Genomic DNA, 16,802 nt, shown 5'->3' on the forward strand with positions numbered 1-16,802 from the left:
CACGCCCGAAATCCGTCCGCTGCAAAACCGTCACCGCGTAGCCAGAGCATCAAAGACAGAAATCCGTTCTTTCAGCGACCGATGCACCAACGCTACATTTAGTCTCTTTGACAACGTTAGCGAGCCACATTAGTCGCATTCGAGAGGCAATTCACACCTACGTCCGTACCCTAAAAGTCGTTCGGCCCTATCAGCGATCTGGCTGGCCGCGTAGGCGATCACCATGTAGATCACGACAGCGACTGGGAGGGCCTAGAGGTAGTAAAGGTTCAGCGCGGCAGTGAACTGCGACTGTGCGAAGATATCGACGGCCCCGATGCCAAAGCCGAGCGGCAGGGGGACCGAAGTGCACAGTGCACCGTTGATCCTCTGGGCCGGCGAGCTCGAAGTTTTTTCGTTAGGCGGTTGAGCTGCTTGATGTGAAAGGGATCGAACCACTGGCCCGATACTTTCCAGGTGTTAAGCTAAGGTACTTGATCGACAACTAACGACAAGATGGACCCGCGGCGACTATCGCAGAGACGTAGAGGATGCGCGTCGAGCTACGAACTCAACTATTTGGCAAAGTCTCTGGCCATTCTTGCGAACCATGAAGGACGCGAAGGACACGAACTGCTGTCTCCGTAACGGCATATGCCGCGACATAGGGCGTTCCGTTGATCACCAGTTCGCGCGTCCCGGCAATTCTCCCAACGCGGCCGCTTGCGGGAAAGTCGATCAAACGGCGAGTGGCAGCCATAATCCGTTCATCGATCATGACAGCGGCCGAAGGATTGTCTGCCTCGATGTAGGTGAATATAGCGTCACGATCCGATAGGGCGAACGCAGACCATGTCAGCTTCACGATTTGCGGCCACCCGCTTTGAGGCGCGCTGTCGCTCGGCGCTTTGCGAAATGGGCCTCGACTTCATCATCCGAAATGTCGGGCCGAGTGTCGTTTAGCGCTTCCAGTACCTTGGTACGAAACCAAGCATCGTGAACTTCACTGCTCGAGAAAAGTTCAAGTGGCAGCGCACCCTCATTAGCCGTCCGGGTGAGTAAGATTCGAACCGCGTCAGATACCGTTAGACCCATGCTCTCAAGAACGGCCGAAGCACGATCGCGAACGTCTGCATCGATACGTGTTTGGACAAGTGCGTTTGCAGCCATAGCTATCTCCATATTCAGCACAACGGTAATGCATTTGAATGACAATATCCATAACAAGTTTTCGGCCATCTCCAAAATTACTTTATTTCAAGCTCTTGAAGGGAATCGAACTGTCGGCCGTGCTTAATTCTCTCTAACATGCTGAAATATCGACACATTATACATATCACGGCCTCGGTGTGGTAATGCGAATTATGGAACTCACGGATCTTCCGCCAGGAAGTCTGAGCTGCCTAATCATGGAGTCAATCGTCAGGTCGCGTCGAGATAGGGCTTCAGAGGCATATCGTCATGCCTCGGCACTGTTTGCCGTTCGATCATGTGGTGGATGACCGGCGGCTGGCCGCCGCGATGCAGGGCATCGAGACGCTCCGCGACATCGATATCGGCATGCGTCTGGCGCTGGCTATGGCGAACATAGTCGATCCAGGTCGGCAGATGGTAGCTTTCCGTCCAGGTGTTCGGCTTTTCCAGATCGCGCAAGAGCGACCATTGCTTGGCGCCATCCCGGATTCTCATCCTGCGCCGCTGGGCCATGACGACCAGAAACTCCGGCACGTCATCCTGATCGATGTCGTAATCCACCATGACCAGGATCGGACCGCTTCTGGAGCGCAGGTCAAGCTGCAGTTGCGGTTCGCTGAACGTGTTCGTCGGATCGAGATTGAGGGATTCGAAGTCCGGCTGGCGCAACAGAAGGCCAAGCAGGCCGCCTATCGTCAACGTGACGCTTGCGATGCAGAGAGCGCCGGTGACGCCATGGGCGTCGGCCAGTTCGCCCCACATCCAGCTTCCTACAGCCATGCCGCCGAAAGTCGCCGTCTGGTAAAGCGAAAGGGCGCGACCGACGACCCAGCGCGGCGTGGAGAGCTGAACGGTGACATTGAAGAGCGAAAAGGCCTGCACCCAGGCAACACCGGCCGGCATGAGAAGAAGACAGCTCAGCCACACCTGATGGCTGAGCGACAGGAAGAAGCAACTGACCGCCAGCGTGAAGAATGCGCCGCGGATCACCCATTCATTGCTCAGGAGGTCACGAATGCGGCCGATCAGCAGTGCGCCGCAGATGGCGCCGAAGCCGAAGAAGCCGAGCATGATGCCGTAGGTGATCGCGGTGCCATGCACATGATCGCGCGCGACAAGAGGCAGGAGCGCCAGGATGACGATCGCCGTCAGGCCGAAGACGAAGCCTCGGCACATCACCTTGAGAAGGTTCGGCGACATCAGGACATAGCGGAACCCGGCCGACATCGCGCTGCCGAAAGGCTCGCGCGGCAGCGCATTGCGGGCGGGGGCCTTCTTCCAGCGCAACAGCGTGAGAATGAGAGCGAAATAGCAGAAGACGTTGAAGAGGAATGCGAAGGCCGCGCCCGCGGCCGCGACGATGACGCCGCCGATCGCCGGCCCGATGCTGCGCATGAGATTGTAGCTCATGCTGTTGAGCGCAACGGCGCCGGGCAGGTGTTCGCGCGGGACGACGTCGCCCATGGAAGCCTGCCATGACGGATTATGAAGAGCGCCACCGCAGCCGATCAGGAAGGTGAAGCAGAGCAGCAGCCAGGGCGTCAGGGCATTGCTGTAGGAAAGTACCGCTAGCGTCGCGGAGACTGAGAGCATCAGCGTCTGCGCGATCAGCATGATCCGCCTGCGGTCGTAATTGTCGGCCAGTGCCCCAGCCGCAAGCGAGAAGATCATGACGGGCAGGGTGGTGGAGGACTGCACCAGCGCGACCATGCCGTGGGAGGTCGCAAGGCTGGTCATGAGCCAGGCCGCGCCGACGCCTTCGATCAGACCGCCAAGATTGGAAATGAGCGTTGCCGACCAGAGCGAGCGGAATGTCTTGGATTGAAACGCGACGAGCGGAGAGGTTCTATTGGGCATGTCGGCTTTCACCCTGTTCTGCGAGCATTCGGCAACGCGAACCGCGAGTTCGCGATTACCTATGGACGACTCTGCTAGTCGCCTGCAGCCTCATTCAATGCGTAGTCCTCATCATATCTCAGCTATCCGTTTCAGCAGTCGTGTCCACGCCGTCATTCCTAGCCTGAAATTTGATAGACGCAGAAATTCGTTGGGCGCGTGATAGTCTTCATCTGATGTCGAGAAGGAAAAGAAGACTGTTCCGGCCCCCAGATATTTTTCGAACACCCCGCAGATCGGGATCGTCGCGCCCATCGCAACACGGAGGGGACGGGCGCCGAGCAGAGGCTCGAGCACATCCTCGACGATGGCCAGCGCCGGAAGATCCGGGTCCAGGCCAAAGGCGACTGTGCCAGGCCCGCTATTGTGGATATCCAGTCGGTATCCGGAAGGAAGCACCCGCCTGAGATGGGTGGCGATCGCCTCGCGAACCGCATCCGGCTCCTGGCCACGCACCAGGCGGCAAGTAATCTTGGCGGATGCGCTAGCGGGAATAACCGTCTTGGTGCCTGGGCCGGCATAGCCGCCCGAAATGCCGTTGAACTCCAGCGTCGGGATCAGCCACTGCCGCGTCAGTAGATCCTTGCCGCTCGGCAAGGGCGCGGGGCGCTCCGCCCCAATCTCGTCGAAATAACGGCCGGCATCGAAGCGCGCCGAGCGGATCGCTTCGCCAATTGCCGGGTCGGGTGGCAGCGCTGTCGATGCAAAGCCGTCGACCAGCACGTTGCCTTCGGCATCATGCAGCGTCGCCAGCATCTGCGTCAGCGCTCGCACTGCGTTGGGCGCGCTGCCGCCATGCCGCCCGGAATGAAGATCCTTGCTCGCGCCGTGGACCGTGACCTCAAGGGCCGCGAGGCCGCGTCCGGCCACCATGACCGACGGAAGATCCGGCCGCCACATCGCACCGTCTGCGGACACGACCACGTCGCACGCCAGCCGGTCCCTCAGGGATTCGACTGCCCGATCGAAATTCGGGCTACCGGATTCCTCCTCACCTTCGATCAGAAACTTGAGATTTAGCGGCAGGCCACCGCCCACCTCAGCGAAAGCGCGCGAGACCAAAATCGGAATCAGCAGCGGTCCCTTGTCGTCCGAAACGCCTCGCGCATAAAGCCGGCCGTCAAGAATGGTCGGCTCGAAGGGCGGGCTCGTCCATTTGTCGAGCGGATCCGGCGGCTGCACGTCGTAATGACCGTAAACCAGAACGGTGGGCTTACCCGGCACTTTTGGACCTTCGGCGAGAACCACCGGATGGCCGCCGGTTTCCACGATTTCGACGGTAGGCAGTCCGGAGCGGACAAGCGCGTCGGCCACGAATTCCGCCGCCGCCCGCATGCCGGCACCGTAGGCCGCGTCGGTCGAGACACTCGGCAGCCGACAAAAGGCCTTGAGTTCCTCGACAGCCGCGTCGTAGCCTGCGACGAGATAATCTTCAACCGCCTTCGTCATTTGCCTCCATCCACGCTGAGAATTTGTCCGGTGATCCAGCCGGCCTTTTCCGAAGCGAAGAACATCACCGCATTAGCGATGTCATCGGGAGCGCCGAGCCGCTTCATGGCAATGTTCTGGAGCAGGCGCGCCTGCCCTTCTTCGCCCATCGCGTGCCATTGCTGCTCCGTGGTTGGATTGGAGCGGATAAACCCGGGAGCGACGTTGTTGACGGTGATTCCGAACGGTCCGAGCTCATGTGCGAGCTGCCGGGTGAGGCCGATCTGCCCTGCCTTGGCGCTGGCATAGGCCTGGATCCCCGTGAGACTGATGCCGAGTCCAGCGCCGGACGAGATATTGACGATGCGCCCCCATTTACGCGCCTTCATCGCCGGAACCGCTGCCTGACTCACATAGAAGGTGCCGGAAAGGTTGACGTCAAAGATCGATCGCCAGTCGCCTTCCGATATCTCCTCGATCGGGCGACCTACCTGGCCCCGCACGCCGCCGGCATTATTGACGACGATATCGACCGGCTCGATGGCGCCAATAGTATTCTGCACGGCGTCGCGATTGCCGACATCCAGCATGAAGGTCTCTATCGCACCGCCGCCGAGTTTCGCCGTCTCAGCAAGCCCCTCGGCATTAAGATCACAGGCGAAAACGCGCGCGCCATTTGTCTGGAAGGCAAGCGCGATGGCACGGCCGAAGCCGTGCGCAGCACCTGTCACCAGAACGGTCTTTCCGGAAAAGTCGATATTCATGGTTGCTCCTAGGCTGCCTTTGCCGCGCTGGCCAGCTCAGCCATGTTCTCGGGCGAGAAACTACGCTTGCCGTCTTCCATCTCGATGATCATGTCGATCAGCCGTGCAGTCATCGGCGTCGAAACACCGATTTTCCGGCCCGTATCGACAATCGGCCCGAGCTGCGGCTTGACTTCCGTACGGCGTTTACGAATTGCCAAATCGCGCCAGATACCGGAATGCGACTTGGCTGAACGGCGGTTGAAAGCCACCATGTCATCCAGGCTCTTGTTGATCAGGTCCTGGGATGCCCCCGGCGCGAACGCATGCGGGTCGAAGCCGTTGAAGGCCTGCGTCTCAATGTCATTGGCGCGGGCAACCGCTCCGACTTCCTGTCCCAAAGCCGTCAGCACCGGGCGGAACGTGGGGTTCGCGTAGCAATCGGCGATGCTGTCATTGGTGAGCGCCGTCGCGAAGAGCTGGGCGCCATAAATCAACTTGCCCCAGAGGTAACCCCAGACATTGTTTGTTAGAACCGCACTTTCGTCGAAATCGAGGAGCAGGCGGTGCAACGCGGTGAGGCGCACGCTGGACTTGCCATCGAGTTCGCCCACCACGACGGCACCACGCCCGGAATATTGTACTACGCCTGGCTCAAGATAGTCGGCCCCGAAATTGACGAAGCATCCGATCGTCCGTTCCGCGCCGACGATTTCCTTGATCACCAGCTCATTGAGCCCATTCTGCACCGACACTACACAGCCGTGCTCGGCAAGGTGCGGCTCAAGCGCGCGGGTCGCGGCCTCGGTATGCTGCGCTTTGACGCTGAGCAGGATGCAGTCGAAACGCCCTTCGACTTGTTCCGGCAGGCACGCCTTGGCGGACACAATGTCCTGGAAGATGGGACCGACGATCTTCAGGCCCTGTCTGTTAATGGCTGCGACATGCTCGGGTACATTGTCCACGAAGATCACGTCATGACCCGCGCGAACAAGACCAGCGCCGATCGAGCCGCCCATCGCGCCCGCGCCCCAGATGAGAATTGCCATAGTTTATGCCCACCCTTCTTCGAGGAGAGCGCGAGTTTCGAGTACCGCCGCATCCCAAATAGCCTGCATCTCCTCGTCCGGGCGCTCGTAGTAGCCCCCGAAGTTGCCGTCCCCGAGCATCTTGCGCACACCGGCCGGATCAAGCACGCGCATCTTGGCCAGGTCGACCATCGGCTTGCGCTCGTTCGGCTGAGTTACGCCCGGAAGTCGCGTCCAGATGAAATTCTCCATCCAGGAGGCATGCGAGGCGACCGTATCGGTCTCTACGACCTTGGCATAGGTCTTCGGAGCGTTCCACCAGTTGTGAAACTTGACTTGTATGCCGGGATTGTCGGCCATCCATTCGATCGCGACATTACCGGCCGTCGAGTTGCCCCCATGACCATTGCAAAGCATGATGCGCTTGAAACCTTGACGGGCCATCCCGTCGAGAATGTCACGGATCAAGCTGATGTAGGTTGAATTGCGTAGGCTGATCGAGCCCGGATAATCGAGGAAATAGGGCGTCACACCATATGGCTGAACCGGGAACACCGGAATCCCGAGCGGCTCGGCCGCGTCTAGTGCTACCTTTTCCGAGAGGATGGAATCGACGGAAAGGGATAGCCCGGCGTGCTGCTCAGTACTACCCAGTGGCAGGACACAACGATCATCGCGCTTCAGGTAGTCCTCAACCTGAAACCAGTTCATCTCTGATATTTTCATGGGATATCCCTCTCTCGGGCAGCATGGTCGCCAGGCTGCGCACTTTTACCAATCGTTGCATTGATTTGATGGACAAACGGCAAGACCAGCCGTTCGATGTCGCCCGGGTCTGGGGCATGGCGGTATTCAAGAGTGCGCATGCTAGCCGGCACCAGGTCTCGAACCCGTTCGGCGCCCGTCGAAAAAACGACGACGTCAGTTCCCTTCAGAGCGTCGGCAAGCGCCGGATCGTCGAGAACTACGGAATTCACATGCTCCACGTGAGCCGCGAAACGCTGCACTCCAGATTTTAGAATCGGCATGAAGTCCGGGAAAAGCGAAACGACCAGAACACGCGCTAAAGGATCAAGCGAAGCCAACGACAGGCGAGTCGTTTCCGATGGAATAAAGCGAATTGACACGACCTTCGTCGTCGGTAGCAACTCGGCAACTTCGCGATGCGTGTTGGTGAAGGTAAGCGCCAAATCGGCGGACGCCGCCCGATACAGGATCGATTCATCCGACTTGATGTCATCGATGATCATTGGCTCCACGGTGACGCCGTTGCCAAGCCGAGCGGCAACAACTTTTGCGTAACTTGCCGTGGCCTCTTCAAACAAGCCGATCATGACCACGCTGACCTGATTGCCGAGATTCATGCGGTAGTTCAGGCGCGCATTGATCATGGCGGCGATATCAGACGGCCTCATGCCAAGCTCGATAACCCGATCGACGAGGTCATCGATCTGACGATGCAGGGAAAGTACCGCGGGTTGGGCAGCCATCCGGGCCTGCGAGCTATCTGCCACAAACGTGCCAGCTCCCGGCCTGGTCTCGATAAGCCCGTCTTCCTTGAGGTCACGAAAAACGAGACTGACAGTCATCGGCGCGACGCTGAAGGACTGAGCGAGCTCACGCACCGACGGCACCGCCTGCCCGACCTGCAGCTCGCCGCAAGCAATGCCATATTCGATCATGCCCTTGATTTGCGCCCGGAGCGACACCTGCAAATCGCGATCGATGCGAAAGTCCATAACTCACCTCAACTGCACTTAACAACTATCACGCTTTTCAGGACAGGTGCAACCCGACTTATTACGCATATCGAAAATAAATGCTATAATGATAGCAAATTCATATAGCTAAGCGTTTCCCGCAATAACCGTTGACAGCGATCCAAACCCGTGAAACGCTATAGTCCAGTATAACACTTAGTGGAGAACAGCGACTATGAAAGCTTTTGCATTAGCGGCACTGGCGGCTTCCCTTACGCTCGGCGTCAGCCACTCCGCCATGGCAGTGGAGCGCGGCGGCACTCTGACTTATGGCCGCTACGCCGATAGCCTGTTCCTTGAGCCGGTACTCAATGACGGCAATTTTGATATTTGGATCCTCACCAACCTCTATGACACGCTCATTCTTCCGACAAAGGATGGTCAGGGCCTTGAGCCCGGCCTGGCAACGGACTGGAAGGTCGCGGACGACGGATTGAGCGTCGCCCTCACATTGCGTAAAGGTGCCAAATTCTCTGACGGCTCCCCGATTACGGTTGAGGATGTGAAGTGGTCGCTTGAGCGCGCCGCGACACCAGATCGTGGCGTCTGGAACTTCACGCTTGGTGCGCTTGATCATGTCGAAACGCAGGGCGACGACAAGATTATTCTCAAGCTCAAGCATACGGATCCGGCGATCCTCACGGCGCTTACAGTCTTCAATAGCGGCATCATGCCGAAAAGGTTGTTCGAAGCTGCGCCCGGCAACACCGACGAGGAGAAGGCCAAGGCCTTTGCCGAGCATCCGATCGGCTCGGGTCCATTCGTGGTCCAGTCCTGGCAGAAGAATTCCGACATGAAGTTGGTCCGCAACCCTTACTACTGGGCTATGGGCGAGGATGGGAAACCCCTGCCCTATCTCGACGGTATCGACTTCCAGATCATTCCCGACGATGCGACGCGTATTCTGAAGCTGCAGTCGGGTGAATTGCAGGGCGCGGAGTTCATTCCCTACGCCCGCGTGGGCGAGCTCAAGAAGTCCGATAAGGTCAACATGGAGCTCTTCCACTCCACCCGCATCGAGTTTGTGACGTTGAACGTACGGCCACAGCTTGACGGTAAGGACAATCCGCTGGCCAACGAGAAGGTGCGTCAGGCGCTGAGCTATGCCACCAACAAGCAGGCGATCATCCAGATCGTGACGCACGGCGTGGGCTCCCAGATGACGTCGTTCATGTCCAGCGCAACGCCGCTGCACACCGGAGACAAGCCACTCTATCCCTACGACCTGGCCAAGGCAAAGCAGCTGCTCGCTGACGCGGGCTTCCCGAAGGGTTTCGAAGCGAGCTTGCTGGTGCTCGCCGGCAACCAGGACGAGGTAGGGATTGCTACCGCTCTGCAGCAGATGTGGTCGCAGGTCGGCGTGAAGCTTACGCTGCAGCAGGTCGACAACGCCACGCGCGCCGACCTCTACCGCAAGGGCACCTTCCCGATGCGTCTGAGTGCCTGGACCGACGATATCGCCGATCCGAGCGAAATCGCCTCGTACTTCGCCTACTCGCCAACCATCCAGTCGCTCCACAGCGGTTGGAAGAATGACGAGGTTGACAACCTCTTCAAGCAGACGCAATCCGAGATGGATCCGGCCAAGCGCAAGGAGCAGTACGCCAAGATCCAAGAGGTATTCAACACAACCGGTCCGACCGTGCCGCTCTATGAAACGCCCTATCCCGTCGCACTCGGCAAGAACGTCCACGATTTCGTTCAGATTCCGCTCGGCAACAACATGTTCCGTGCAACCTGGTTGAGCAAATAGTGTAATCGCGCGCGCCCGGGCCATAGGTCGTGGGCGCGCATCATCCGTCTTGCTTTCTTGCCGTGGAGCCCGCAACCATGACGCTGCTCTCCTATGTCGGTCGGCGATTGATACAGCTCATCCCGACACTGCTCATTATCCTGGTTGTGGTGTTTACGCTGGTGCATCTACTACCTGGCGATCCCGCAAGCGCCATGCTTGGCGACCGCGCGTTGGATTCCGATGTGGCGCGTATCAACCGGAATCTTGGCCTCGATCGGCCGCTTCCTGTGCAGTTCCTTTATTTCGTTCGAGAGGTTGCCAGGGGTGATCTCGGCAATTCTATTGCCAACAAGATTCCCGTTGTCGACCTGATCGCACAGCGCATGCCCGTCACATTGCTGCTGACCGTAATGGCCGCGTGCATATCGCTGATCCTCGCAGTGCCGCTCGCATTTCTCGCCGCATTATGTCACAACGGTGCTGTCGATGCAGCAATCAGAGGTGTCTTTCAGGTTGGCTTGTCGACGCCAGTATTTTATCTGGGACTTCTCCTGCTGACGCTGTTTGCCGCAACGTTCCATCTATTTCCGGTCGGTGGCTATGGTGACAGCTTCTTTGACCATGTCTACCATCTCTTCCTGCCGGCGCTGACACTGGCGCTTAGTCTCTCCGCCGTACTGATGCGCAACTTGCGGGCAGCGATTATCGGTGTGCTTGGCGCTGAATATGTTGACTTCGCCCGCGCAAAAGGGCTGAAGGCGCGGGTCATCCTCATCCGCCATGTGCTGCGCAACGCGCTTATATCGACGGTTACGCTCTTCGGCCTTTCGATCGGGACATTGCTTGGCGGCGCGGTCGTCACCGAGACTGTCTTTGCCGTTCCGGGCGCCGGAAGGCTAATGATCGACAGCATCTTTGGCCGCGACTACCCGGTGGTCCAAGGTTTGACGTTAGTGCTTGCTGTCTTAGTGTCGCTGACCTTCTTGCTTACCGATATCGTCCAGGCGGCGCTAGATCCGAGGATTTCGCGATGAGCCTTGTTGCCACTTCCGCGTCAACCCACCGCAGGCGGATCATGAAACTGCCTCTTACCCTCCTGGCCGGGGCCATAATCCTCCTCATTAGCCTTTTCTTCGGTCTGTTCCCGCAACTCGTCACTCCGTTCGACCCCAACGCCTTCGACTACAACGCGCTTCTCGCGCCGCCGAGTGGCGAGCACTTTATGGGAACCGACAGTTTTGGCCGTGACATGCTTTCGCGCGTCATCGATGCCTATGGCCTCAATCTGCAGATCGCAGTCTTCGCGACGCTGCCGGCAATCATCATCGGTGTTCTTGTCGGCGCGCTGGTCGGCTACGCCGGCGGCATTGCAGAGGTCATTTTCGGCCGTGTCGTGGATGCGGTGATCACGTTTCCCTTCATGGTTCTGGTGATCGCGATCGTCGCCGTGCTCGGACCCGGCCTAGTCAACATGTATATCGCCGTTGGCGCAGTGAACTGGGTGTTCTATGCCAGGCTGGTCGCCACCGAGGTAAAGGTGCAAAAGCGGCTCGACTATGCTGATGCGGGTCGCGTCATGGGTTACCATCCGCTACGCATCATCTTTCGTCACCTTTTGCCTAATTCCATCACGCCAGCCATCGTCTACTGGATGACCGATATGGCACTGGCGATCCTGCTTGGGTCGAGCCTCGGCTATCTCGGTCTCGGCGCGCAGCCGCCAGCCTCCGAATGGGGCGTGCTGATCGCCGACGGCAAGAATTTCATGGACACAGCGTGGTGGATCTCTGTGTTTCCCGGTATCGCCATCGTCGTTACTGGCCTCGGTTTCTCGCTGCTTGGCGACGGCCTTGCCGAACTGCTGAGGACACGCAAATGAACGCTTCGAACATACCGCCACCGCAAGCGGCGCTCTCCGTCAGGGATCTCACCACCACCTTCCTGACTGCAAAGGGCCGCGTCACCGCCGTCGATCGTGTCAGTTTCGACGTCCTGCCGGGCGAAGTGCTTGGCCTCGTCGGCGAATCCGGCTCCGGCAAGAGCGTGACGCTGCGCTCGATCATGCGGCTCGTGCATGCGCCGGGCACGATCGCCGGCCAGGTGATGTGGCGCGGGCGCAACCTGGTCACGCTTGTCGACCGGGACATGCGCCAGATCCGCGGCGGTGAGATCGGCATGATCTTCCAGGAGCCGATGACCGCGCTCAATCCGGTATTGTCAATCGGCGTGCAGATCGATGAGAACCTGAAAACCCATACTTCGCTTGACCGCGCCAAGCGCTTGCGCCGCGCCATCGAGCTTATGGAACTGGTCGGCATTCCCGAGGCGCGACGTCGCCTCGATGATTATCCGCATCAGTTTTCGGGGGGCATGCGCCAGCGTGCGATGATCGCGATCAGTCTTGCCAGCAACCCTAAGCTTCTGCTGGCCGACGAGCCGACCACTGCCCTCGATGTCACCATCCAGGACCAGATCCTGCAGCTGATCCTGGAGCTGAAGAGCGAACTCGGCATGTCCGTCGTATTTGTCACGCATGACCTCGGCGTTGTAGCCTCGATCTGTGATCGTATGGCGGTGATGTATGCCGGTCGGATCGTCGAAGCCGGGCCCGTGAATGCAGTTTTCGCCGAGCCGCATCACGCCTACACGCGTGGCCTCCTGGGTTCGGTGCCGCATGCCGGCGCCGAGCGCACGATGCTGCTTTCTATCGAGGGCACGCCGCCGAGCCTTGCCGCGATACCTTCCGGATGCGCCTTCAATCCTCGATGCACTTTCGCCACCGATATTTGCCGCGAGGCCATCCCAGCTGTCAGCTCCATCGGTTCGGCGCATCTTGTTGCCTGCCATCACCATGATCGCGTAGCTGTCGCCGGAGGGCTGCGCGTATGAACACGAAATCGAACGAGATCCTGATCCGGGCCGACGAGGTTACCAAGCGGTTCCCGCTACCACAGTCCCTCTCAAGTCGCCTGCGGGGACGGCCCGGATCGGCCGTACACGCACTGAACGGTGTCAGCTTCGAACTGCGTCGGGGTGAGACGCTCGGTATTGTCGGCGAGTCGGGATGTGGCAAGTCAACATTGGCACGCGCGTTGGTACGCCTGCTGACCTGCGATGAGGGCAAGGTACTCTTTGGCGGCGAAGACATCGCAACATTCAGCGGGACCGTACGGCGCGACTTCAACCGACGGGTGCAGATGATCTTCCAGGATCCCTATTCGTCGCTCAACCCGCGCATGACCGTACGCCAAGTGTTAACCGAGGCGCTCAGCGTCCACAAGATGCGCCCGAGGTCCGAAATCGGCGCGCGTATCGCCGAACTGCTCGACCTCGTGCGACTTCCGGCCGATGCGGCCGACCGCTACCCGCACGAATTCTCGGGCGGTCAGCGCCAGCGTATCGGCATCGCCCGCGCGCTCGCAGTTGAGCCGGAGGTCCTGGTAGCTGACGAACTGGTTTCGGCGCTCGACGTCTCCGTCCAGGCACAGGTCGTGAACCTGCTCTTGCAACTACAGGAAAAACTTCACCTGACCATCGTCTTCGTCGCACATGACCTGCGCCTGGTTCGGCATATCTCGCACCGCGTTGCGGTGATGTATCTCGGCCGGATCGTCGAAATCGGACCAACAGAGGCACTATTTTCGGCGCCGCGGATGCCCTACACCAAGGCCCTGCTCGACGCCGCCCCCGACCTCAAGCCGGGGCACCGCACCGACCGTGTCGTGGCGCGCGGCGAATTGCCGAGCCCGATCAACCCACCTAAGGGTTGCGCGTTCAACACACGCTGTCCCTTGGCTTTCGACCGCTGCTTCACCGAGCGGCCACAACTTCGATCCTGCGGATCGGACCATCAGACAGCCTGCCATCTCACCGAGTTCGGCCTACCGGACGCGACCCAAACCGTATCTGAAAACAAAGCAAATCCATGACATATGCCCTCTTCCGATCCCGCATGGCACAGGTGAACGACCTGCTTAGCGTTCTTAACCTGCTCGCTTGGGATACCCGCACCCAAATGCCACCGGGCGGCATCGCCACGCGCGGCAATCAGGTGGCGACGCTCACTGCGCTGGCCCGAGACCTCGTGACTGGCGACGAAATGAAGGCGGCGATCGCTTCGGCGCGCGAGGAAGTGGAATGCCGCGGCGACGCCACCGCCCGCCGCGCGCTTGCGCAGGCAGAGCTGGAGATCGGCACGCTGTCACGAATCCCAGCCGCCATTGTCGCCGAGATGGCCGAACTGAAGACCCTCGCCCATTCGGCCTGGGTCGATGCCCGCGCCCGCAACGATTTTACAGCCTATGCGCCCATCCTTGAACGCATGTTCGCCATGCAGCGCGAGATCGCCGAGGCTATCGGCTACGAGAAGCATCCATACGATGCCATGCTTGGGCTCTACGAGCCAGGGATGACGCTGAAGCAGCTGCGCGGCGTACTGGAGCCGTTGAAGGCGGCGCTCATGCCGCTAATCGACAAGGCGACCTCTGCCCCGCAGCCGCGCATGGATTTTCTTTCCCGCTCCTTCCCAATCCCCGCCCAGAAGGCGTTCGGCATGAAGATCGCGGAAAAGTTCGGCTATGACCTGCAGCGCGGCCGGCTGGACGATACTGTGCACCCGTTTGAAATCTCGTTCACGCGCAATGACGTGCGCATCACCAGCCGCTTTCGCGACACCTGGTTGCCCGGTGGTCTCTTCGCACTATGGCACGAGGCCGGTCACGGCATGTATGAGCAGGGTGCCGCGCCCGAAATCACTCGCACGATCTTCGCGACCGACATTGTCAATCTTTATGCCGTTGCCGGCGCCAGCTTCGGCATGCATGAGTCGCAGTCGCGCCTTTGGGAAAACCGGGTCGGCCGCTCGCTCCGCTTCTGGGAGCTGCATTTCGGCGAATTGCGAGACGTCTTCCCCGAGCAGTTGTCCGACGTCACACCGGATATGTTCTGGCGCTCCGTTAACACGGTACGGCCCGATTTTATCCGCGTCGAAGCTGATGAACTGACCTATGATCTGCACATCATCCTGCGCACCGAAATCGAATCGGCGATTATGGCCGGCGAGGCCAAGGTCGCGGATCTGCCAGCACTTTGGAATGAGAGGATGAAGCGTTACCTTGGCCGCGACGTCCCAACCGATACGCTCGGCGTCCTCCAGGACGTGCACTGGTCGCACGGCTATGTCGGCAGCTTCCCGACCTACACGTTAGGCAACATCATGAGCGCGCAGTTCTTCGATGCCGCACTGAAACAGCAGGACATCGCGACCGGCCTCGACCAGGGCGACTATGCGCCGCTCCAGAACTGGCTGACGAACAACATCTATCGTTACGGCCGCTCATCCTCGCCCGCAGAAACGCTCGAGCGTGTTGGCGGCCGCCCGCTGGACATCGCGCCCTATGTGCAACAGCTCACAGAGAAGATCGCGGCGCTGACCGCTTAACTGGAGACAATTCCATGACCGAGCCGGCGATTGCAATCCATGCCGGATGTGGCGTCATGCCGAGAACTGGTCTGTCCGAGGCCGACTGGGAAGCCGCCCGCCAAGACCTTGCCGCTGCGCTTCGAGCCGGGTGGCAGGTTCTCAAAGGGGGTGGTAGTGCGCTTGACGCTGTCGAAGCCGCTGTCGTCGTCATGGAGGACTCGCCGCATTTCAACGCGGGACATGGCGCGGCGCTGAATACAGCAGCCGAACACGAACTCGACGCATCGATTATGGGCGGCGGTGACCTTGCGGCGGGAGCGGTTACGCTGCTCCGGCATGTGCGCAATCCGATCCGTGCGGCGCGCGCACTGCTTGAGGCCGGAGGCCCGGTGATGCTCGGAGGTGCCGCCGCCGATGCATTCGCCAAAGAGGCGGGACTTGAAATGGTCGATCAGGCCTATTTCACTACCGAGCGGCGCGTAGAGGCGCTGGTCTCTCTCAAGCAGCGCGCCCAGGACGGCACCATCCGTTCGGCAAGCGAAGCCGAAAAGCACGGCACGGTCGGCGCCGTGGCGCTCGACGTCAACGGCCATCTGGCGGCCGCCACATCCACAGGCGGTTACAACAATAAGCCAGCAGGCCGCATCGGCGACAGTCCGCTCATCGGCGCCGGCACCTATGCGCGCGACGGCGTCTGCGCCGTATCTGGCACCGGAGCTGGAGAGTTCTTCATCCGCCACGTGGTCGGCCACGAGATTTCTAGCCGCGTTGCCTATCTAAATGAAAAAATTGCTGAAGCTGCCGGGCACGTGGTCCTTACCGATCTCGCTCGGTATGGCATCGGCGCCGGTGTCGTTGCCATTGATGCGGTTGGCAACGTTACCGCGCCTTACAACACGGAAGGTATGTTCCGAGGATGGATTACGCCCGACGGCCACCTCAGCGTCGGCACCCATGCCGATATCATCTCTCTGCCACTCTGAGGTCTTCTCATGGTCATCGTTACAGCCGATATCTACGATACCTACCACTTGCGTCTGAAGGTCTGCGAACTGCAGTTCCGTTCCTTCGGTCAGCATATGTCGTTCTACGGCGAATGCTCTACGCTCACCACTTTCGAGGATCATACACCAATTCTGGCGGCGCTCAGCGAGCCGGGGCGGGGACGGATTTTGATGGTCGATGGGGGCGGATCGCTACGTGTCGGTGTCATGGGCGACCGGCTGGCCGCGATCGGCGCCGAAAGCGGCTGGGCCGGTCTCGTCATCAACGGTGCGATCCGCGACAGCCTTGGCATCAATGCTCTGCCGGTTGGGGTGAAGGCGCTCGGCACCACGGCCCGCCGCAGTTGGAGCCCCGGTACGTCGCAGCGCGACGTTGTCATCGCCTTCGGCGGTGTGCGCTTCAATCCCGGCGACTGGATTTATGCCGACGAAGACTGCGTTCTTGCGAGCGCCACGCGGCTCGACCTCGAAAATCTTCACCCCGCTTTACCGAATTCGGAGAAATAGATCTTGAAAGAGACGTTGGTGCGCGGATCGTTAATCGCGGTGGGTTAGGTGCGGTGGCCAGCTCAATAACCGGTCTCCGCCACGATGCCTTTCAAGCACAACGCCT

Annotated in this window: 16 protein-coding genes and 1 pseudogene; 8 read left to right on the plus strand and 9 right to left on the minus strand. The window is 59.8% G+C overall.

Features of this window, described 5'->3' with window-relative positions:
* Positions 1-129: 129 nt before the first annotated feature.
* From FHT28_RS36960 to FHT28_RS35370, 9 genes and pseudogenes are all read right to left on the minus strand, one after another.
* Positions 130-336: pseudogene (locus tag FHT28_RS36960) on the minus strand (hypothetical protein); the annotation flags it as partial.
* A 214-nt stretch (positions 337-550) separates the two neighbouring features.
* Positions 551-844: a type II toxin-antitoxin system mRNA interferase toxin, RelE/StbE family gene (locus FHT28_RS35335; RefSeq protein ID WP_037201600.1), complete on the minus strand. Its 294-nt coding sequence runs from the start codon at positions 842-844 to the stop codon at positions 551-553.
* On the minus strand, positions 841-1,149 hold the full coding sequence (locus tag FHT28_RS35340; protein WP_037201613.1) for a type II toxin-antitoxin system RelB/DinJ family antitoxin: 309 nt from the start codon (positions 1,147-1,149) through the stop codon (positions 841-843). Before FHT28_RS35340 ends, FHT28_RS35335 begins: the two co-directional genes overlap by 4 nt.
* 252 nt (positions 1,150-1,401) lie before the next feature.
* Positions 1,402-3,030 (minus strand): MFS transporter, encoded by a 1,629-nt coding sequence (locus tag FHT28_RS35345; protein ID WP_168598852.1) that lies wholly within the window; start codon positions 3,028-3,030, stop codon positions 1,402-1,404.
* A 111-nt stretch (positions 3,031-3,141) separates the two neighbouring features.
* The gene (locus FHT28_RS35350) at positions 3,142-4,518 is read right to left on the minus strand and encodes a dipeptidase (protein ID WP_168598853.1); all 1,377 of its coding nucleotides are present in this window, start codon (positions 4,516-4,518) and stop codon (positions 3,142-3,144) included.
* Positions 4,515-5,261 carry an SDR family NAD(P)-dependent oxidoreductase gene (locus FHT28_RS35355; protein WP_168598854.1) on the minus strand — a complete coding sequence of 249 codons (747 nt, stop codon included), beginning with the start codon at positions 5,259-5,261 and terminating at the stop codon, positions 4,515-4,517. Before FHT28_RS35355 ends, FHT28_RS35350 begins: the two co-directional genes overlap by 4 nt.
* Before the next feature lie 8 nt (positions 5,262-5,269).
* Positions 5,270-6,289: a 2-dehydropantoate 2-reductase gene (locus FHT28_RS35360; protein ID WP_168598855.1), complete on the minus strand. Its 1,020-nt coding sequence runs from the start codon at positions 6,287-6,289 to the stop codon at positions 5,270-5,272.
* 3 nt (positions 6,290-6,292) lie between these two features.
* On the minus strand, positions 6,293-6,994 hold the full coding sequence (locus FHT28_RS35365; protein WP_168598856.1) for a creatininase family protein: 702 nt from the start codon (positions 6,992-6,994) through the stop codon (positions 6,293-6,295).
* Positions 6,991-8,007, minus strand: coding sequence for a GntR family transcriptional regulator (locus FHT28_RS35370; RefSeq protein ID WP_168598857.1), 1,017 nt, complete (start codon positions 8,005-8,007; stop codon positions 6,991-6,993). Before FHT28_RS35370 ends, FHT28_RS35365 begins: the two co-directional genes overlap by 4 nt.
* A gap of 196 nt (positions 8,008-8,203) precedes the next feature.
* On the opposite strand from FHT28_RS35370, the gene FHT28_RS35375 reads away from it, so the two are divergent.
* From FHT28_RS35375 to rraA, 8 genes are all read left to right on the plus strand, one after another.
* On the plus strand, positions 8,204-9,781 hold the full coding sequence (locus FHT28_RS35375) for an ABC transporter substrate-binding protein (protein WP_168598858.1): 1,578 nt from the start codon (positions 8,204-8,206) through the stop codon (positions 9,779-9,781).
* Positions 9,782-9,858: 77 nt separating this feature from the next.
* Complete coding sequence (locus tag FHT28_RS35380) at positions 9,859-10,797, plus strand: ABC transporter permease (protein WP_168598859.1); 939 nt, start codon at positions 9,859-9,861, stop codon at positions 10,795-10,797.
* A 41-nt stretch (positions 10,798-10,838) separates the two neighbouring features.
* Entirely contained in the window at positions 10,839-11,642 is an 804-nt protein-coding gene (locus tag FHT28_RS35385) for an ABC transporter permease (protein ID WP_246705055.1), read from the plus strand.
* Positions 11,639-12,652 carry an ABC transporter ATP-binding protein gene (locus tag FHT28_RS35390; RefSeq protein ID WP_168598861.1) on the plus strand — a complete coding sequence of 338 codons (1,014 nt, stop codon included), beginning with the start codon at positions 11,639-11,641 and terminating at the stop codon, positions 12,650-12,652. Before FHT28_RS35385 ends, FHT28_RS35390 begins: the two co-directional genes overlap by 4 nt.
* Entirely contained in the window at positions 12,649-13,692 is a 1,044-nt protein-coding gene (locus FHT28_RS35395; protein WP_168598862.1) for an oligopeptide/dipeptide ABC transporter ATP-binding protein, read from the plus strand. Before FHT28_RS35390 ends, FHT28_RS35395 begins: the two co-directional genes overlap by 4 nt.
* 23 nt (positions 13,693-13,715) lie before the next feature.
* Complete coding sequence (locus FHT28_RS35400) at positions 13,716-15,203, plus strand: carboxypeptidase M32 (protein ID WP_246705056.1); 1,488 nt, start codon at positions 13,716-13,718, stop codon at positions 15,201-15,203.
* Positions 15,204-15,217: 14 nt separating this feature from the next.
* Positions 15,218-16,168: an isoaspartyl peptidase/L-asparaginase gene (locus tag FHT28_RS35405; RefSeq protein ID WP_168598864.1), complete on the plus strand. Its 951-nt coding sequence runs from the start codon at positions 15,218-15,220 to the stop codon at positions 16,166-16,168.
* A 9-nt stretch (positions 16,169-16,177) separates the two neighbouring features.
* Positions 16,178-16,696 carry a ribonuclease E activity regulator RraA gene (gene rraA / locus FHT28_RS35410; protein WP_168598865.1) on the plus strand — a complete coding sequence of 173 codons (519 nt, stop codon included), beginning with the start codon at positions 16,178-16,180 and terminating at the stop codon, positions 16,694-16,696.
* Positions 16,697-16,802 lie beyond the last annotated feature (106 nt).

It is taken from the genome of Rhizobium sp. SG570 (assembly GCF_012275345.1).
GTDB classification, from domain to species: domain Bacteria; phylum Pseudomonadota; class Alphaproteobacteria; order Rhizobiales; family Rhizobiaceae; genus Rhizobium; species Rhizobium lusitanum.